We start from the raw sequence: 18,187 nt of genomic DNA on the forward strand, positions 1-18,187 counted from the left end.
CTCTTACACATGCAGATAGCTTAGGCTATCTTAAGTTCGATGGCGCTTAGGCCTTTAGACCTTTGTACTACCTTGTAGGTAACTTGATCGTTTTCATGAATTTTTCCCCGTTGTGGTATTGTAAAGCCAAAACCGCGAGATCCATTAAAAATTCTTACTATTCCCTCCTGCATAATGGTTTTTGTTAAGCTTATTACTTCTTTCCTTTTGTTAAGTTAGATTTTCCGGTTGTTATTATTTCTGTTTTTGAAGAGGTCTTTTTACTGTTTTGATAATCAGAAGAACCCTTCTTCTCGGTGCTTTTGGGTGTTTTTTTGTCTCTGCTCATGGTTTATATTTATTAATTATTTCCCATTAATCGTTCTAACCGACGGATATTATCCTCAAGTAAATTTTTGTTTAGATCATCATAATGGTCGATACGGTATTGCTTTAATACTGCTATCACCGCATCAGCCTGTGCAATAAGAGATGATATGTAATGTAGTGCGCCACTTTTTGCATGTTCCATCGCCGTAATCTTATCAACGAAATCCTGCTGAATAGAACGCATTCCGGTAAGCGAATATGCTTGATTGGTTAACGAATAATACACTTTCACGGGATGGTTGTCTTTCCAAATTGTCTTGAAAGGCTTCATATTAATCCGAGTGAAATCATTCGAAGACATCTCAGTAATTTCGGTATTATTTATTGAGACCCGGTAGTACCGATAATAGCTCTTCATCGTAAATTGTTTTTAAGTAAAGTATATTCTTTTAGGAAGGAACTTGCCAGAGCATCCATTCAAAAAATGAATGATGAGATGCATTGCTTCATTACCATAATGATCTTATTCTATTAAAAATTACCGCTCAGTCGATATCGATTGCTAAATAATTTGATAAAAAAAGAAGTATTGTTCCAAGGGTTCATGATCTGTAGCCTCGAGCTACCTAGTAGCCCTATATCAACCAATTTTACCCTTTTCTTTTGGAGATATGCAATAAAGGTAATAAAATAATTGACAACCAATGAATTGTACCACTTTATTTTTTTAAGTCTCCCTCTTTAAATCATTGCTTTTTTTTTGTTATTACCAACCAAAAAAGTTATCTTTACATTTTAGAGTACAGTTAGCATTCTACAGGTTACCACTTTCCTTCTTTCTACACTGCCAAAGTGGGCTTCAAATTTTTTCTGCATTCTTGATTTATTTACACAATTAGTTTTATGGTTATTTTCATTTTTTTTATCGGACTATGGTATCTGTCCCTTTTTTCACAAACCTTCTTTCAACATCGATATGCAGCACATGGCTCCTTTACGATGAGTAAGTTTTGGGAGCGTTTTTTTTTCATCCTCGCCTATCTCACCCAGGGTTCTTCTTACATGAGCGCCCGAGCCTACGCCATTATGCATCGCATGCATCACGCTTATACTGATACCGAGAAAGATCCTCATTCTCCTCGGTTCTCATCTAATATCTTCAGTATGATGTGGCGTACACGAAATATTTACGGGAATATTGTTAACAATAAAGAACCGATAGAAACACGGTTTCTTAAAAACTTGCCTGAGTGGAAAGGATTTGATCGCTGGGCACATTCGGGAGTATCGCGACTTCTGTGGGTAGCTGCCTATTTCGCTTTTTTTCTATTTTTTGCCAACACCTATTGGTGGTTTTTGCTGTTGCCTATTGTAATCACGATGGGTGCGTTTCATGGCGCGATCGTTAATTGGTTTGCGCATAAATATGGCTATATAAATTTCAGGTTACGAAACACCGCTAAAAATTTATTGGTTATTGATGTATTGATGCTCGGTGAATCGTACCATAATAATCATCATAAGCATCCTTCATCTGTAAATTTCGGAAATCGCTGGCATGAAATAGATCCTGTTTATCCCATCATTGTTTTGTTGAAGTGGCTTCGGATTATTCGCTTTCCCAAACTTACTCCAGTAATTTAACTCATTAAAAGCCGAATAACGATCTGGTTTATTGCTTTTTTGGCGGTTTAGTGCTAGGCGCCGCGAAGTGTCGATGCAGCTTCCGGAACGAAATCATTGTACCGAACAGAAGCAAATGTTAAGTTATGTTAAGATTTGGGCTATGCTGAAAATCTACCGACTAAAAGACGTACCTTACACCAATTAAAAATATGATGTTATTAGATAAAGTGTTAGATCCGCCATCGTATGGATGGACGGATCGGGATGGGGCCTTCAGTAAACCTACAACCAAGCAATTACTCCGCGAGTTTTTAAAACGTATTAATATATTTCAATCCAAAAAAAATTGGTTACCTCTATTTAGCTGGGCTCGCGTACTTTTACTGATTCCGCTGCTATTTCTTTTTATATTCAACTATTTCAGCGTCGCTTTATTAGTTGCCGCGTTTATTTACAGCATGATCATTATGGGAACGCACGGAACGATCTGGCACCATCGGTATTGCACGCACAAAGCCTACCGTTTTAAGAATCGATTTTGGCGGGTGCTAACACAAAACCTAACGATCAGCATGATTCCCGAAGAAATTTATGCCATCTCGCACCACGTGCATCACGCGAAATCAGACAAGCCGGGCGATCCTTATAATGCCAATGGCGGTTTCTTATATTGCTTTTTAGCAGATGTAAATCATCAACCTATTGCTAAAGACCTCAGTGCAGAGGAATATAAGCAAACTGTGCAACTAATGGCACACACCGGTGTAAAAGCTAATTGCTATAGAAAGTATCAGAAATGGGGATCAGTTGTACATCCAATGCGTGCTATCTCTGCTTGCTTAGTAAATTGGTTGGTATGGTACGGTATATTTTATTTAATTGGCGGTCATGCGCTGGCTTGCGCACTCTTTGGTGCCGCAGCTTTCTGGGCAATAGGCGTGCGAACGTTTAATTATGAAGGACATGGAAAAGGAAAAGATAAGCGTAAAAAAGGCTATGATTTAAACGAAAAAGATATGTCAATTAATCAATTATGGCCAGGTTTTGTTGCAGGGGAATGGCATAATAATCATCATTTATACCCGAGCAGTGCGCGTTCAGGCTTTTTAAAACATCAGGTAGACTTGGCTTGGTATTATATAAAGTTCTTGCACTTTATCGGTGGCGTAATCACTTACCATGATTCGAAAGCTTCTTTTATGAAGCGATATAACGGGGCATAAAATAACGACTACTCCTGTTGGAGAGGCAAAAAATAGCCAGCGATCTAGTTAAGAGGCTGGCTATCTTTATTTGTATAAAGCTACTTTGCGGGTGTAATAACAACCTTTCTGAATTCAATCGGACCATGGTCTCCTTGAAAATAGATCGGACCAGGCTCACCTTCATTACTGTCGAGCGCACCACCGGTAATACCTGGTATTTCTTGATTCGCAATAATCGTTTTACCATTGGCTACTATGGTAACCATCCGCCCCACCAGTGTAATATCGTAACTCTGCCATTCGCCCGGACCTTTTACCGCCATCTCACTTGGCACTAAAAAGCCGTAAACTCCACCGAACAAATGACTATTGGGATGATCTGTTTTTGGATTGTCAATGATTTGTACTTCGTATCGGCCTCTCAAATAAACACCACTATTGCTCCCCTCTTTATACCTAAATTCCACGTGTAGCTTAAAGTCGTTAAACTTTTTCTCCGACACCAGGTTTGCACCCGATTCCGGACTCGTCAGAATTCCATCTTTCACTACCCATTGATTTTTGTTCCCAAGTGCCGTCCACCCTGTTAAATCTTTTCCATTGAACAGCTCGATTGGTTTTCCCCAAACGGGTTCAGCTGTTCTTGTTAGATAGGGGGCTCTTACTCCAGTAAAAGACTGCTTTACACCGGCGCTTGTAGTGATTGTCCCCTGAATGCGATCGCCCGATACAGTTCCTTCTAAGACCAAGTCACGGTCTTCGCGCTCCCATTGTGGAGGAATAGCAAAACTGAATTTTCCATTCTCAAAATTAACTTTAGCAACAGGCCGTGCACTACCTCCTGTACTAACAAAACGTCCCACCAGTGTTTTAAAGCCCGACAACTCCACTTCCAACCAAGATGGTGCCGGTTTGCCATTCTCTTCGACGGTGATATCCCAACGACCGATGAGCTCCCCTCCTTGCACCGCATTGCTGTGGATAGGCGCTACCTGTGCCTGTGCGCAAAAAGGCTCGATTGCAGCAAACAATAAACCACATGCTAAGCCTAAAAATAGTTTCTTCTTCATAAATATGGTATTCAATAGTTATTATGGTCAATAAAGATATCGTTTTTTACCCATACACGAAATTTTTAGACTGAATAGACTTTTCTTAACCATAGCTTCCATTTTTCAAATGGGTGTTTTCGGTTTAGGAAAATGCTTAAGCTACATTTCCAGATATCCCTGAAATGTGGTAACGAACTTGCCAACATCAACCCCATCACACAGCGCATGATGTACATGTATAGACATGGGAAGCAAGATCTGATCATTTTGAAATAGGTATTTCCCAAAGGTGATTTTTGGTATGCCATTATCTTGCCCCCCATATAAAGCATGTTCCATTTGTGTAAAGGAAATGTAGGGCAGCACCGAATAGTGTATAACATCCCGGCAATTTGCATCCGTTTGTAATCCACGCGACTGCTTTTCTAAATTAATTTGTTTTTTTAGTTCTACTTGAAAGCGCTCAAATTCATCGTAAAAATCAAAATAGGCAAAGCCGAAAGTTTCGTCAGGCCTGATGACGGTAATGGACCCGCCAATTTCGTGATACTCCAGGACGTTGTTGTCATGTATGCGATAACGAAAAGCCTGCACTTCGTTAACCGCCCGCAGCGATAAGTATAAATAATAGCAAAAAAACGAGACATTATAAGTCTTACAATATGCAAAAGCTTTCGTACAATTTAACTGCGTGGTGACACCCCAGAACGGTTTTTCAAAGGATCTAAAAAAGTCGTAATGAGCTTGCCGTTTCCAGTTCAGCGTATTGACTTGGTTATAAGAAACTTCTTTTTTCATGCGACAAATATCTATTTTTGCTCGTGGAGCCTTGGTGCAAAAAAGGATTTTAAACAGCGCAAACGGATTTTTATGTATACCTTATATAGCCATGAATTCACCCAATTAGTGGACCGGCAATTTGCTGATTCGGAAAAAGGCCAGTATAAAGCGTTAAAGCATGTCGGTCAATTTAATGCTATAACGCGTACGTCCAACAACAGCAATTTTAACATACTTCAATTCGAGTCGTCCTTTCAGGAGGAAGTACGTGTCGTTAACTTTCGAGACTTCAATCATACCAGCTTCCACTTCCAACTTGAAGGGCATTCGAACGCGCGTATCTCTTGTTTCGGGGATGCGCTACCCATGAAGCAGGGTGAATTTAATGTAATGAATTGTATTGATCCTATCAGTAATTTCTCGTTTCCAAAACAGAAAGACTATAGTTATATATGCCTAGGGATTAATCAACAATACCTTACATCACTATTGGAACAGTGCGGAGCCGAATGGCAGAAAATAGCTAAAAAGCTAGCAAAAGACCAACCCTTTACTTTATTTGACAAACCAAAGCATTTTGGCTCCTTACTAAAACAAACCCTTTACGCAATCATTCATCCTCCGGTGGCCGATTCTTTAATTTCTACCTATGTCCCCCATAAAATTGAAGAATTGATATTACTTATCCTAAATGAATCATCGCTTAGTCAGAAAAGAAACACTTTTCCTTTCAGTCAACGCGACGTCGACTTACTTCACGATTTAAAAATATACTTAGACGATAATTTCCTGAAGCAGCATAACCTTTCCGGGCTGGCCAGACAGGCCGGTATCAATGAATTCAAACTAAAGAAAGGCTTCAAAATCTTATTTAACTATTCAGTGTTTGGCTACATCAACCATTTGCGTATGCAATATAGTTATAAACTCCTCCAAGCAAGAGCTCTTCCTTTGGGTGCAATTGCGGCCTTGGTTGGCTATCAATCTGATGCCTCCTTTATACGTGCCTTTAAAAACTATTATGGGTACGCGCCGAATAAAAGTAAGCCCCTTGGAAATGGTTGTTTTCAGGGATTATAGAAATGAGTTTCCTGTACTAATTTTGATGTAGAAATCATACATCAACAATGGCTACCTGGAGCTTTAGCTACACTTTTTTTATTTCAGTTGTTTTCTGTTGCTCCATGCACGCCTGTCAAAGCAAAACGAAGGTGATCGCAACCACTGTAGAAACCAATTCCCTTCAGCTATATCCTTATCTTGGCAGCAATGGACTTTATGGTTACGCTGACACGGCGATGCGCTTGGTGGTTTCCCCATGTTATATTACTGCGAATAAGTTTACTCATACCGGTTTTGCCGTCGTACAAGATACGACACTGCAATATGGTGTCATCAACACTCTTGGGAATATCGTTGTGCCTATAAAGTATAAACATATTTATCTTCAAGAACTGGACAACTACACGTTAATGTGGACGGAAGAGACTTATACTACGCGATGGCGTTTCTGGAATTGGCGCTTTCTTCCCGGTCTTTCGCTTATGGGATCTTCAAAAAATGATAACCGTTTATTTGACACCAAGGTTAACATGTCTAAACTAAAAATCACTATTATTGAAAACAAGCAAGTTATTTATGATAATGAAGTACAGACTTCTGAAAGCTATCGTTACCACATGGAGGTTAATAATTTGGGCGACGGATATTTTTTACACAAAAGAAAATTATATCAACTAAATGATGGCAAAGCAAAGGTCATAAGCAACCATATTGAAAATGTTATTGGATATGACCAATTGTTTCAAGTTAACGGTAACAACTATTATATCACCGATCGAAATAACCGAAAAACAGATGGACGGATATTTAGAAAAAAAGACAGTTTAATTTATACTGTTAAAGGCGAAAGCCATGCCATTAAACTGCATAAAGACGACTACCTTTACCAAAATATCGCGCAAGTGTTTGAAGATACAGAAGGCAAGCAGTACCTCTTCCCTGAAATGAAGATAGCATTTCCCCAATCTGTCGAAACTCTAATTGATGATCATATTTTAGCTGATTCGGTATTACAGCAAGCGATGTTATTAGCGCCCATTGCCGGAACAAATTGCTTCTTAGTACGCTCGTTCGACCAAATAACCGGCCAGATTAAACACAAAGTTCTTCAATCGGATGGAAGGTGGGTGTCCCAACCTTCCGGCGAACATAATTTTACATTACGTTATCCTACCGGCGATATCGTATGGCCCGAATTATCCACTGTAATCAATCCAAATGCTTTGAAAGATTTTCGTGCCATTGCTTACGAAGATGTATCCGAAAATATGCATTGGTTGATCATAACTCTTAAGCGAGGCGATCACCAGAGACAAGGCCTTTGGAATAAACAGGAAAATCGTTGGATTTGGAATCCCGATAATTATAGCATCCGCTGCTTGGATGCCGAAAAGGGGTTATGGTCTTTTAGGCCTGAACGTGAAAAGGCCTACGGTATTTATCGTCCAAAAACAGGTGAGGTTTTAATTACCCCGACCTATTTTGACATCAATAGCGATGGGATGGTTACCTTACAGGAGAACGGACAATATATACGTTTCTACGTCGATTTTGAGAGCTTACAGGAATATCGGGATAAAATCAGGAAATAAATCAGTTATGCATTCTTAACAATTTTCACTAATCGCACAAGAACCGGTGATGTTAGTAAAAGAATAAGACCTATGGTGATATAGTTGAGATAGGGCTTCAACATTGGCACTTTGCCTATTAAATATCCTGTGAGTGAAAACCCAACTACATAAAAAAGGGAACCTACAGCGGCATACAGTAAAAACTTATTGAAATGGACCTTAGTAATACCGGCAACAATAGGCACAAAAGTACGAACCACAGGAAAAAATAAAGCAACAGCAATTGCTAAAGAGCCATGTTTTTGAAAGAACCGCTGTGCACTTATTAAGTAGGTTTGCTTAAAGAATCGGGAATCTTGTCGCGTATGCAGATATGGTGCTATTTTTTTACCGAATATATATCCCGTTATATTGCCGGCAATAGCAGCGATAGTTAGCAGCATACATAGTGTCGGCAGGTCATAATGATATCTACCGGCTGCAATTAGCACACCGGCGGTAAACATAAACCCACCACTCGGTAAGAAAAAGAGAAAAATCAACCCGATCTGTCCATAAACAGAAAAAATCAAAAACAACATGCCCCCCTGGTTTAGCAACGCTTCCGTATCAAACATGACACAAACATACTAAATTCAGTATTTGCAAAAGAAGAATATGGTCTTACGCGCATGAGGTAATTGTGTTGATACGCAAAAAACAAGCAAAGGAGCCTTTCATCCCAAAAAAAGCACTATTCATCCCAATTAATTGCGTCAGGACAGTTAATTATTTAGCATTGTACAAAATAAGAATATGAAACTAAGAAGAATCGAAGCCATTGTCGCTACCGTTATTACACTGGTTGTTATGGTAATAATGTTTGGCAAAAAAACGAAAAACTGGGAAGCTAGGACGTCGCTATTTCTAGAAAAGCCCTTTGAAGAAAAGGGAATGACTTTTAACTTTTTTGAAAACCATCTTTTGCCGACCCTATTATTTGTAGCACTTTTCTATATAGCTTTTCTCACATTCAATAATTTCATTATTCCCAGATACATAAACAAAGCGAAGTACGAAATGGCACTCTTTACATCTTTTCTTACGCTTTTTATTTTGTGGTTTGGCTTTGCCTACTGTGAGTGGATGCAGCATCGATATAATAGACTAACTGTTTGGGCCTATTTTGGCGAAAGCGGGAGGGTAATCAGCTCTATTGTTTCTATTATTCTATTTATTAGTACTTATACGTTAGCGAAACAAGGGCATCTCTTTTTACTTCAAAAAAAATTAAATCTGTCATCGACACTTCTAAAAGAAAGTTTAATTGCTTTCTCCGTTATATCATCTGCCTATTTGTTCCTTCTGGTTTTTAATGGAAGTATGGCCTTTTTCTGGCTTATAATTTCCATTTATCTATTTATTATGTATAGTATAGAAATGTACGGATTACTCCCATTTTGTAGCAAAGCCAAATACAGTTTAAAACAATACCTCTATGTACGATTGCCTCTTTCGTTTCTTATTTATGCACCATTTGGATTTGTAGTGGTTAGCGGGCTAGGATTCAACACTAATGCCTTTTTCGCGTTATGGTGCTGTACTTGTCTAATCTCTATCCCGGTTATTAAACACCTATATCACCTAAAGCTGCAACATCATACAAAATTAGGTAATCTTGAAAATGCCTTAGGTAATAGTACGGCTAATTTGAGCTTTTTACGTTCGCAAATTAATCCTCATTTTTTATTTAACGCATTAAATACTTTATATGGCAGCGCGCTGACAGAGGGCGCAGAGATGACCGCCACGAGTATACAGAAACTCGGTGATATTATGCGCTTTATGCTTCATGAGAACATACTAGATAACATACTGTTGGTTAGGGAAATAGAATATTTACACAACTATATAGATCTTCAGAAACTGCGGACAGATTTATCGCAAAATGTTATCGTGGATTACAATATTCAACAAGTTACTAAGGACCTTTTTATCGCCCCTATGTTGTTGATCCCTTTTGTCGAAAATGCCTTTAAGCACGGTATAAGTTTAAAAGAGCCGTCGTGGATTAAAGTCAATCTTTCTATGCAGGATGATCGCTTATTTTTTGATGTATACAATAGCGTGCATTTAAAGCAGATAAATGATCCCGAAAAAAACCGCAGTAGTATAGGTATTCCCAATGTAAGGCAGCGCTTATTACAACTCTATCCTAATAAACACGAGCTTACTATACGTCAAACTGATATGGAGTATTTTGTTCACTTAACCCTAACATTATGAAATTTAAAGCTTTTCTAATTGATGTAATTCTTATCTTTTCGTCTTTTCTTTCATTTGCACAATTCAAAATCAGCGGTTCTGTGATCGGCGATAAGGAGGTGAATCTAAAATTGGACGTCCCGGTAATCTACGATCTCGACCCATTAAATGCAAAAGAAATAGCTGTTGAAAGCAACGGGAACTTCAGCGTCAACATCCCACTAACAGACCGACGATTTATTGCTCTTCATCTTGATAACGATCAAATACTTCTATTCGTCCAGCCTCACGAAGATTTATTTTTAGTGATCAATAGTAACAATAGAACGATTGCGGACTTCAAAGGAAGTCTGGCGGATGAGAACTACTTACTGCAAGCTATTGGTTTTAACAAAACTCCTTTTTTCATGGAACAGCAAGGAGGAAAGTATAACTATGCATCTACAACGGCTGAAGAAATACAAAGCATGGTAGTTAAACCGTGGTTTAAAGAACGTGAGGAAAAGTTACTGCGTATAACACAGAGCTCGATCTCTCAAGCAAACAAGGAGCTTTTTAAAAATGAGGTGCGATTCCATGCGCTAGCAAGCTTGACAGATTTTACAGGGTCAATTGTCCGTTGGAGGAAAAGCGAATGGAGAAATTTTCAGCTGGCATTATACGATACCTGTGTCACCGAATCTGGAGGAACAGTATCATGGTCTTCAATACTATAAATTCATTGACCGATACATTAGTTATATGCAATCCAAAGCGCTTGATCAATACTTAAAGGACACAACAATCAGCCGTCTGCTTTTTTTCAATTTAAGTTTAGACAGCATAATGAGGCTAGCTAAAGTAAATGGTGAAAACTATGTGGCATGGTTGTCTGTTAAACAAAATGTCAGTCGTGCTACTGCTGAAAGGTATCTTGCGCAGCAAATCCTAAACAGCTATCGCTATAAGGATTTAAAATCGATGAAAATTTTAATGGTTGATTTTGAAGCATATTTTGCCGATAGTCGTTATTTACCCCATCTCCGGACTTGCATAGCGAAGCTTGATGAAAAATTGATGGCTAATAAGCGTAACGCTTCTATTAAATTTTTTAATGAAGGCAACCATATAAAATCTATTTACGAAATCATCAAACGATATCGAGGGAAAGTGGTGTATTTAGCTATTTGGGGAACCTGGTGCGGCCCCTGTAAAGTAGAATTATCTTACACATCGCAATTAAAAGATAAATTTAACAATAAAGATATTGTTTTTATATATTTAGACATGGACGACGACGACAAAGAGGATGAATGGCGTAATTTTGTCTGGATTAGTAATCTACAAGGCCTCCATATACGTATGAATAATGAGCATATTCAGCGAATCTGGGCAGAGCTTCTTCCAACCGGGGACGGTCTACGCGGATTATATCCTAGTTATTTTATATTTGACAAAAATGGAATCTTGATCAAAGAGAAGGCAAAGCGTCCGAGTGATCAGCAACTACTCTATACACAACTGGAAAAACACCTATGATATGATTAAAGCAATCGCTATCGATGATGAGCCTATAGCCTTAGGTATTATACAAAAGCTTGCAGAGAAAGTACCTTTTCTGCAAATAGATAGTACATTTACTAATGCTTATCAGGCCATAGAATACTTGCAAGTGGAAAAAGTAGATCTATTGTTTTTAGATATAAAAATGCCTGACATTTCAGGTATCGACTTTTATGATGGCTTATATAAAAAACCCTTCGTAATATTTACAACCGCTTATGCAGAACACGCTCTAAAAGGCTTTGACCTAGATGCAGTGGATTATCTTTTAAAGCCCTTCTCCGTCACTCGTTTCTTGAAAGCATGTCATAAGGCTAAGAATCTCTTACAAGTAAAAAATGGCGTTACCGAAATGTCTCACGCTATTTTAGTTAAAAGCGGTATAGAACAAATCCGCCTATATCTGAACGATCTGCTTTATATAGAAGCAACTGGCAATTATGTCAGTTTTGTATGTAAAAACGAAATTGTCAATAGTCGGATGACCTTAACCGAGTGTGAAGAGTTGCTTCCTAAAAGTCGTTTTATCCGCATTCATAGATCATTTATCGTAAATACAGACGCGGTAACGAAAATCGAACGTCATCAATTAACCGCTCAAGGCTATATTCTTCCCATTTCATCTTCGTATAAAAACAAGTTGCCTAGGCTTTAATAGAAATTGGCAAATCATGCATACTAGCCTGTATTGTCCATCGATGGATTCGAAAGGTACAGAAGCCAATTATCTCAAATTAATACAACTGGTTCAAGCGTTCAACTAATTATATCTGTATCAACAGGTTGATATCCAAGGCATCTACTTATACTTAGTATTTGTCCTTTATGATGAAACTCATGAGTAATAACATGGCTAAATAGGTGAAAAGGACTTAGTGTACATAGACGGCCATTTCGCATAAAAGTAACGCCCAATTTTTTCTGCCTGCTTTTTTTTATGAAGGCATCAACATGAGCATCTATGTCCAAATAGATAGGAATAATGTCTTTCATAGAGCTAACCACTTCCTCCTTCAAAAAATCCGTGTTTAATGCCATGCCACGACATACGATCCAAGCTTTGTAGGTATTACTAACAAGCTCCGCACACTACCTCCATTACCAAAAAAAGAAATTGGCTTTACAAAATCCTCGGTTACGAACGTGCTGCAATAGTCAAATAGTTTTTTCCGTGAATGCTTCACCAATTGATATTGGTGCTCCATATATTCATTTAATGATTCCATTGATTCCAATTATTGTTTGTATGTGAATCTTTCTCTCCATTACATAAGGTTCAAATGTCTGTTTTATAATTCAACGCAGTAGTTGTGCCAATTGTTACATCGATGGTGGTACCTGTAATACTTTTCGCCATATCTGACACTAAAAACGACGCTGCAGAAGCAATGTCGTGCATAGACGGTAACTCTTTTAACATCGTATCAGATTTCATCTTTTTGATTACTTCTATGATTCGATCACCACCAAAAGCTAAGGCCTCCTTAAAGGGGCGCGAATCTAAGGATCCTGCCGATCGTATGTTAACTACTCTTACCCCTAAAGGTCCTAATTCGGCTGCCAGATTTTTGGAAAAGGTTTCGACAGCCGAACATATGGGCCCGAAGCCTCCGACTTTGGGGTAACCTATTCCGCCGGGAGTTGCCGTTAAAGTTAATATCACCCCGTAACCTTGTTTAGCCATGATTCTCCCGGCAGCCGTAGCAGTTAGAAAATGAGTTTGCATCGCCGTCGTTATCGGACGAACAAAGTCGTCTAACGACATATCAATCAGATCAACATCCTGCAGCACTTCAAACCCCGCAAGATTAAAGGAAGCATCGATTCGCTTCGTTTTCTTTAGTGTCTTGACAAGGTGTTTTTCAATAGCCCCCTTGTCTAGGGCATCAACTTCGGCTGCTTCGGCAAAACCGCCTGCTTCATTTATTTCTCGTGCGACTTCTTCTGCCGGCGTCAAGTGGCGGTTGCTTAAGAACAGCTTTGCACCGGCTTGAGCCATTGTTTTGGCTACGGCGCCGGCAAGCGACTGGCTGGCTCCGTAAATTACTATTACTTTGTCTTTTAACATAATTTGGCTTTTTAATATCAGCACAAATATACAAGTCGAAAATTAGCTGGCCCTACTATTACGCTTTTATGAAGTGTATTGTGAATTTTAAAAAAGTTTAGTTGCCTTTTCTAAATTTTTCGTAACTTGTAATCACGCTATAATAACATTTATTTAAAGATTTGCTAAAGTAGTTTTTGAATTTTTGCGAGCGGACAACTTACCCTATTCTTTGGATATAAAACAAAAGTACTGGCATGCAAACGACAACAAAAGACCTATCCGAACTATTGAAGGCCCGTGATCAAATGATGGCGGCAATAGCCTTTACCATTGCAAAGGATATTAAATCTGAGAAAGCAGTGGAAGTAACTCAGCAGAAAGAACAAGCAATTTCGCTTCATTTGTTAGATTTAATTAACATCGATGTAAGTGATGAATACCAACACCGGGCTCTCTGAGCTAATGTTTACTCACCACCCGCCCCAATGCCTGTCTTATTAGCCAATAGGCATATAAGGCCTTTAACCTTGTCTCACGGATGATACAAATTGCGTCTTTATAGGACCGCATCAAAATCCACCATGGCATGAAGCATGTATCGTCAGTTGGCTAATTATGTAAATGTGTAATTAATTAGTTTATTATTTTAAAACAAAAAAGCTTTTTTTTGCATTTTATACTATACATTTATTAGAGGCAGCTAATGTCCTCAAGGATATTAACATTTATAAACCAAAACGATTATGATATCCCCAATTAATCTCTGTAAAAGAAAATTGATGGGCTGTGTGTTCATTGGGATGACAGTCCTGTTGACATCTTGTGAAACAAAGCCGATAGAGCCCAGTGAACTTCTTTCCCAAAAACAGACCTTTAGCTCACTTAAGCGAACTAGTTCACCGTTACCTTCGTTACATGTAGACGGCAATCAAATTAAAGATGCTTTCGGAAATCCTGTTACACTTAGGGGTTTTTCACTCCTTCCAAACGAAAGCAACGATGAATGTACCACCTGTAGCCCACGACCGATTAGTGAAATGTTAGCATTACAGGCTAATGCTGCCCAAGGATGGTTCTCGCGAGTTGTGCGCATCGGTGTTCATCAAAGTTACAGTGATCCTGCCAGTGCTTTTGCAAATCACATTGATCCTTTTGTGCAACAGGCCATTTCGTTAGGCTTATATGTTATTGTTGATCTTCATCTTGTCGCAAATTATGGTGATGGAGGGACGCCACAGTCAAAAGTGATCGACTTCTGGCGTTATGTAGCGCCACACTATGCCAATAATCCGGAAGTGATTTTCGAGGTGTACAATGAGCCAATTAGTCCCGATAATTGGACGACATGGAAAAATTTTATTCAACCTGTTGTCGATACTATCCGAGCAGTTGCACCTAATAATCTCATCCTCATGGGTAACCCACAATGGAGCACACGGGTCAACCAAGCCGTTTCTGACCCTTTTGATGATCCAAATATGGCTTATGTGTATCATATTTATCCTAATCAGCCGGCAACTACTAGCAGTTTGGATGCTCGATTTGGTAATGCTGCAAATAGCATTCCTATTGTTATAACTGAATTTGGATGGAACGCTGACCCAAATTATTCCGACAATGTCACTTATGGCACATCCGGCGGTTGGGGCAAACAGTTCCGTACGTATATGGATGGCCACGCCCATATCGGTTGGCTTAACTACATTTTTGACAATTATTGGAAACCACAGATATTCGACTGGAACTGGAATTTAATGAGCGGCGAAAATCAAGGAAAGTTTATACGGGACTGGCTTTTCGAATTGCAAAATCACAATCAGGCGGGCGGTTTTACACCCGGACCACAAACGGCGTTTAAGGTGCATAACATTCCTGGCAGAATGGAAATTGAAGATTTCGATGAAGGCGGCCAAGATATCTCCTATCATGAAACGACCTTCGACAATCAGGGAGGAAATGTTTACCGTAACACGCCGGTTGACCTAGGTACCACAAATGATGGCGGCGGTGGATATACGCTTGGTTATATAAATACGGGCGAGTGGCTTGCTTACACCTTATCAAATACAGTTGCCGGCACCTACGACATCAACCTGCGTGTAGCAAGTGGCGATGCAGCCACCGGAAAAAAAATCACCGTAAAGCTTGATAACGCTCCACTCGGAACAGTCGATATTACAAGTACCGGTGGTTGGGAGACCTATCAGAACTTTACGTTAAGTGATGTGACGGTACCATCGGGCAGTAATAAAATTCTTCGACTGGAATTTGAAGGCATCGGCTACAATGTAAACTGGGTTGAATTTTTGTCGAATCCCTAATTTACTCTTCTTGTCTCTATCAATATCATCAAGAAAAATAATTGTAATTGTAAGCTGTTTTTGTAAATTGCACGTAAAAGCAATCCGATTCCATCGCCACTTAGTACGGTGAATTGGATTGTTTTATGCTTAAACTTCAACAACTAATAAGCCGAGCGCAGCTAATGAAGGAACAGAAATTACGATTCACTGCCCTGGATGTATTTCGGGGAATGACAATATGTTTCATGATAATTGTAAACAGTCCAGGGTCAGGTGCAACACCGTATTGGCCTTTGAACCATGCAACATGGCATGGTTTTACTCCTACGGATCTTGTCTTTCCTTCATTCTTATTTGCCGTTGGGAACGCACTTTCATTTTCTGAAAGGAAATTTCAGTATCTCTCATCCAAACAGGTACTTTTGACCATTTTCAAAAGAGCGGCATTGATTTTTTTATTAGGCTTTTTAATGTATTGGTTCCCCTTTTTTAAAATAACGGAGCAACATGAAATCATATCTTTCCCTTTACATGAGACTCGTGTATTTGGCGTTTTACAGCGTATTGCCTTATGTTATCTTTTTACAGCCCTAGCGGTGTACTATGTTCGAAGAAAGTATCTTGTTTGGCTTGCGATTGCATTATTATCAATATATTGGGTCATCCTACTAATTTTTGGCACGGATGCGCCCTATTCATTAGAGGGAAATGCCATATTCAAACTCGACCTATGGCTTCTTGGCGAGTCTCATTTATATCATAGCCACGGAATTATTTTTGATCCGGAAGGTTTGTTGAGCACAATACCTGCTATTACCAATGCAATTGCAGGGTATTTGGTCGGTAAGTATTTACAAGAAAAGGGCGGAACGGTACAGAGCCTTGGTAAATTGTTGATTATTGGCGCTATCGGTGTATTGATAGCCTTGGTATGGAACCAGGTGTTTCCTATAAATAAAAAAATATGGTCCAGTTCATTTGCGCTATTAACGATTAGCTTAGACCTACTAATTCTTCCTTTGTTGGTTCCAATTTCAGAAAATGGTAATGGCGTCCCAAGAAAATGGACTAATTTCTTTATTATCTTTGGAAAAAATCCGCTATTCGTTTACCTATTATCCGAAATTGTTTTGATCAGCCTATTTTTAATACCTTTAGGTGGAACTTCGTTGTTTGATTACATCAACATACATTTGTTTCAGAAATTACTCCCCGGTCCGGCAGGATCGTTATTATTTGCACTATGCTATATGCTTTTCTGTTGGAGTGTTGGGTGGCTACTTGATCGCAAGAAGATTTATATAAAAGTCTAACGAGAATGGGCACATCACAAATATGATGCAATTACTCTGCTGGACGAAATCAAGTAAAGACTTGTTTTTACCCTTATTAAAGATTTGTACATTCGCATTAGCTTTAATTCTGCTAAGAAGCGTGGAGTGCATGCTCTGAAGTTGATCGCACTGAAATAGTGAGGAAAAGTAATAATACGTTAAATGCAAAAAGAGTATATATACCCTATTGCCATGACAATTGCCGGCTTTGACGGTAGTGGTGGCGCAGGAATTCAGGCAGACATCAAAACCTTCTCCGCATTGGGATGCTTTGCTACCTCGGTGTTAACAGCACTTCCCATTCAAAACACACAAGGGGTTCAAGCGATTTATGCCATCCCGGATCGGGCCATACAGGAACAGATAAGGGTTCTATTGAGCGACATTTTTCCGAAAGCTATAAAAATTGGAATGGTGCACACAGCAACTTTAGTGGATGTCATCGTGGAAACCCTTTCAGAATATCCAAAAGTTCCACTTATTTTCGATCCCGTGATGGTAGCAAGCAGCGGACATCGACTAGTACAAGACGCAACTGTAGCTACTATTGTGGAAAAGCTAATTCCGAAAACCGATCTTATTACCCCCAATATCGATGAGGCTGCTGTACTTGCCGAAATGAAAATCAGCTCCCTGGATGATATGTATATTGCCGGCGAACGGATTTTGAAGCTGGGAGCTACGAATGTTTTATTGAAAGGAGGCCACTTGCAGTCATCTACGCTTACGTCCTTATATTTCGACAATCAAGGTAAAGTCCATTCCTATGAGTCAGCTAAACTGGAAACGAATAATCTACATGGAACAGGCTGCACGCTATCATCTGCTATTACAAGCTTCTTAGCCCGGGATTTCCCTATGGAAAGCGCAATAGTTGCGGGACAGTGCTATACGTACAAAGCTATCAAAAACGGAATGGATGTCTTAACGGGTAAAGGGCGCGGCCCTTTAAATCATTTTTTCGATCCTGAAAAATTAATAAAAAACGCTTTTCTTTCGGAGAGCGAGCAAGATCAAAAAAACAGGTAAAGCCCGTGTGAATGCTATTAATTATTAACGCCTGAGCAACCGATATGTTCGACTTTCACACGAGGCTGTCTAGGCAA

At 39.2% G+C, this 18,187-nt stretch carries 19 protein-coding genes; 12 read left to right on the plus strand and 7 right to left on the minus strand.

Annotated elements, in window-relative coordinates:
- Positions 1-193: 193 nt before the first annotated feature.
- The gene (locus FKG96_RS27110; RefSeq protein ID WP_013667710.1) at positions 194-328 is read right to left on the minus strand and encodes a hypothetical protein; all 135 of its coding nucleotides are present in this window, start codon (positions 326-328) and stop codon (positions 194-196) included.
- A 12-nt stretch (positions 329-340) separates the two neighbouring features.
- A complete protein-coding gene (locus FKG96_RS20355) occupies positions 341-727 on the minus strand; it encodes a hypothetical protein (RefSeq protein ID WP_013667711.1) in 387 nt (128 codons plus the stop codon).
- A gap of 485 nt (positions 728-1,212) precedes the next feature.
- On the opposite strand from FKG96_RS20355, the gene FKG96_RS20365 reads away from it, so the two are divergent.
- Both FKG96_RS20365 and FKG96_RS20370 read left to right on the plus strand, forming a co-directional pair.
- Positions 1,213-1,953: an acyl-CoA desaturase gene (locus tag FKG96_RS20365; RefSeq protein ID WP_149105968.1), complete on the plus strand. Its 741-nt coding sequence runs from the start codon at positions 1,213-1,215 to the stop codon at positions 1,951-1,953.
- A gap of 191 nt (positions 1,954-2,144) precedes the next feature.
- Entirely contained in the window at positions 2,145-3,158 is a 1,014-nt protein-coding gene (locus FKG96_RS20370; RefSeq protein ID WP_165447086.1) for a fatty acid desaturase, read from the plus strand.
- A gap of 80 nt (positions 3,159-3,238) precedes the next feature.
- On the opposite strand, the gene FKG96_RS20375 is transcribed toward FKG96_RS20370, so the two are convergent.
- Together FKG96_RS20375 and FKG96_RS20380 are read right to left on the minus strand one after the other, a co-directional pair.
- On the minus strand, positions 3,239-4,210 hold the full coding sequence (locus FKG96_RS20375; RefSeq protein WP_013667714.1) for a DUF1080 domain-containing protein: 972 nt from the start codon (positions 4,208-4,210) through the stop codon (positions 3,239-3,241).
- 141 nt (positions 4,211-4,351) lie between these two features.
- Entirely contained in the window at positions 4,352-4,990 is a 639-nt protein-coding gene (locus tag FKG96_RS20380) for a CatA-like O-acetyltransferase (protein ID WP_130858408.1), read from the minus strand.
- Between the two features lie 72 nt (positions 4,991-5,062).
- Here FKG96_RS20380 and FKG96_RS20385 point away from each other — a divergent pair, with 72 nt between their 5' ends.
- Both FKG96_RS20385 and FKG96_RS20390 read left to right on the plus strand, forming a co-directional pair.
- Positions 5,063-6,052: a helix-turn-helix transcriptional regulator gene (locus tag FKG96_RS20385; RefSeq protein ID WP_165447087.1), complete on the plus strand. Its 990-nt coding sequence runs from the start codon at positions 5,063-5,065 to the stop codon at positions 6,050-6,052.
- A 131-nt stretch (positions 6,053-6,183) separates the two neighbouring features.
- A complete protein-coding gene (locus tag FKG96_RS20390) occupies positions 6,184-7,626 on the plus strand; it encodes a WG repeat-containing protein (protein ID WP_157622289.1) in 1,443 nt (480 codons plus the stop codon).
- A gap of 5 nt (positions 7,627-7,631) precedes the next feature.
- Here FKG96_RS20390 and FKG96_RS20395 read toward each other — a convergent pair whose 3' ends face one another.
- Entirely contained in the window at positions 7,632-8,189 is a 558-nt protein-coding gene (locus FKG96_RS20395) for a DedA family protein (RefSeq protein ID WP_165447088.1), read from the minus strand.
- A 214-nt stretch (positions 8,190-8,403) separates the two neighbouring features.
- On the opposite strand from FKG96_RS20395, the gene FKG96_RS20400 reads away from it, so the two are divergent.
- From FKG96_RS20400 to FKG96_RS20415, 4 genes are read left to right on the plus strand one after another with little or no spacing between them, the layout of a single operon-like run.
- Positions 8,404-9,873, plus strand: coding sequence for a sensor histidine kinase (locus FKG96_RS20400; protein ID WP_149105969.1), 1,470 nt, complete (start codon positions 8,404-8,406; stop codon positions 9,871-9,873).
- The gene (locus FKG96_RS20405) at positions 9,870-10,568 is read left to right on the plus strand and encodes a hypothetical protein (protein ID WP_130858411.1); all 699 of its coding nucleotides are present in this window, start codon (positions 9,870-9,872) and stop codon (positions 10,566-10,568) included. The genes FKG96_RS20400 and FKG96_RS20405 overlap by 4 nt, the downstream gene beginning before the upstream one ends.
- Positions 10,522-11,370 carry a TlpA disulfide reductase family protein gene (locus FKG96_RS20410; protein WP_149105970.1) on the plus strand — a complete coding sequence of 283 codons (849 nt, stop codon included), beginning with the start codon at positions 10,522-10,524 and terminating at the stop codon, positions 11,368-11,370. The genes FKG96_RS20405 and FKG96_RS20410 overlap by 47 nt, the downstream gene beginning before the upstream one ends.
- A 1-nt stretch (position 11,371) precedes the next feature.
- Positions 11,372-12,049, plus strand: a complete 678-nt coding sequence (locus FKG96_RS20415) for a LytTR family DNA-binding domain-containing protein (protein WP_130858413.1) — start codon at positions 11,372-11,374, stop codon at positions 12,047-12,049.
- Positions 12,050-12,150: 101 nt separating this feature from the next.
- On the opposite strand, the gene FKG96_RS27265 is transcribed toward FKG96_RS20415, so the two are convergent.
- Together FKG96_RS27265 and FKG96_RS20425 are read right to left on the minus strand one after the other, a co-directional pair.
- Positions 12,151-12,432 carry a DinB family protein gene (locus tag FKG96_RS27265; protein ID WP_130858414.1) on the minus strand — a complete coding sequence of 94 codons (282 nt, stop codon included), beginning with the start codon at positions 12,430-12,432 and terminating at the stop codon, positions 12,151-12,153.
- Positions 12,433-12,670: 238 nt separating this feature from the next.
- Positions 12,671-13,462, minus strand: a complete 792-nt coding sequence (locus FKG96_RS20425; protein WP_130858415.1) for an SDR family NAD(P)-dependent oxidoreductase — start codon at positions 13,460-13,462, stop codon at positions 12,671-12,673.
- A 236-nt stretch (positions 13,463-13,698) separates the two neighbouring features.
- Between FKG96_RS20425 and FKG96_RS20430 the strand changes: the two genes are divergently transcribed.
- From FKG96_RS20430 to thiD, 4 genes are all read left to right on the plus strand, one after another.
- Positions 13,699-13,902 carry a hypothetical protein gene (locus tag FKG96_RS20430; protein WP_130858416.1) on the plus strand — a complete coding sequence of 68 codons (204 nt, stop codon included), beginning with the start codon at positions 13,699-13,701 and terminating at the stop codon, positions 13,900-13,902.
- 285 nt (positions 13,903-14,187) lie between these two features.
- Entirely contained in the window at positions 14,188-15,765 is a 1,578-nt protein-coding gene (locus FKG96_RS20435; RefSeq protein WP_130858417.1) for a cellulase family glycosylhydrolase, read from the plus strand.
- A gap of 164 nt (positions 15,766-15,929) precedes the next feature.
- Positions 15,930-17,060 carry an acyltransferase family protein gene (locus tag FKG96_RS20440; protein ID WP_130858418.1) on the plus strand — a complete coding sequence of 377 codons (1,131 nt, stop codon included), beginning with the start codon at positions 15,930-15,932 and terminating at the stop codon, positions 17,058-17,060.
- A 183-nt stretch (positions 17,061-17,243) separates the two neighbouring features.
- The gene (thiD, locus tag FKG96_RS20445; RefSeq protein ID WP_130858419.1) at positions 17,244-18,110 is read left to right on the plus strand and encodes a bifunctional hydroxymethylpyrimidine kinase/phosphomethylpyrimidine kinase; all 867 of its coding nucleotides are present in this window, start codon (positions 17,244-17,246) and stop codon (positions 18,108-18,110) included.
- Positions 18,111-18,187: the final 77 nt, after the last annotated feature.

It is taken from the genome of Olivibacter sp. LS-1, from assembly GCF_008245145.1.
Lineage (GTDB): Bacteria > Bacteroidota > Bacteroidia > Sphingobacteriales > Sphingobacteriaceae > Olivibacter > Olivibacter oleidegradans.

Coding starts and splice junctions, on each gene's coding strand:
- FKG96_RS20425 (WP_130858415.1), bottom strand. CDS start 13,462: ATGTTAAAAGACAAAGTAATAGTAATTTACGGAGCCAGCCAGTCGCTT.
- FKG96_RS20395 (WP_165447088.1), bottom strand. CDS start 8,189: ATGTTGTTTTTGATTTTTTCTGTTTATGGACAGATCGGGTTGATTTTT.
- FKG96_RS20400 (WP_149105969.1), top strand. CDS start 8,404: ATGAAACTAAGAAGAATCGAAGCCATTGTCGCTACCGTTATTACACTG.
- FKG96_RS27265 (WP_130858414.1), bottom strand. CDS start 12,432: ATGGCATTAAACACGGATTTTTTGAAGGAGGAAGTGGTTAGCTCTATG.
- thiD (WP_130858419.1), top strand. CDS start 17,244: ATGCAAAAAGAGTATATATACCCTATTGCCATGACAATTGCCGGCTTT.
- FKG96_RS20430 (WP_130858416.1), top strand. CDS start 13,699: ATGCAAACGACAACAAAAGACCTATCCGAACTATTGAAGGCCCGTGAT.
- FKG96_RS20355 (WP_013667711.1), bottom strand. CDS start 727: ATGAAGAGCTATTATCGGTACTACCGGGTCTCAATAAATAATACCGAA.
- FKG96_RS20415 (WP_130858413.1), top strand. CDS start 11,372: ATGATTAAAGCAATCGCTATCGATGATGAGCCTATAGCCTTAGGTATT.
- FKG96_RS20370 (WP_165447086.1), top strand. CDS start 2,145: ATGATGTTATTAGATAAAGTGTTAGATCCGCCATCGTATGGATGGACG.
- FKG96_RS20385 (WP_165447087.1), top strand. CDS start 5,063: ATGTATACCTTATATAGCCATGAATTCACCCAATTAGTGGACCGGCAA.
- FKG96_RS20405 (WP_130858411.1), top strand. CDS start 9,870: ATGAAATTTAAAGCTTTTCTAATTGATGTAATTCTTATCTTTTCGTCT.
- FKG96_RS20365 (WP_149105968.1), top strand. CDS start 1,213: ATGGTTATTTTCATTTTTTTTATCGGACTATGGTATCTGTCCCTTTTT.
- FKG96_RS20380 (WP_130858408.1), bottom strand. CDS start 4,990: ATGAAAAAAGAAGTTTCTTATAACCAAGTCAATACGCTGAACTGGAAA.
- FKG96_RS20375 (WP_013667714.1), bottom strand. CDS start 4,210: ATGAAGAAGAAACTATTTTTAGGCTTAGCATGTGGTTTATTGTTTGCT.
- FKG96_RS20440 (WP_130858418.1), top strand. CDS start 15,930: ATGAAGGAACAGAAATTACGATTCACTGCCCTGGATGTATTTCGGGGA.
- FKG96_RS27110 (WP_013667710.1), bottom strand. CDS start 328: ATGAGCAGAGACAAAAAAACACCCAAAAGCACCGAGAAGAAGGGTTCT.
- FKG96_RS20435 (WP_130858417.1), top strand. CDS start 14,188: ATGATATCCCCAATTAATCTCTGTAAAAGAAAATTGATGGGCTGTGTG.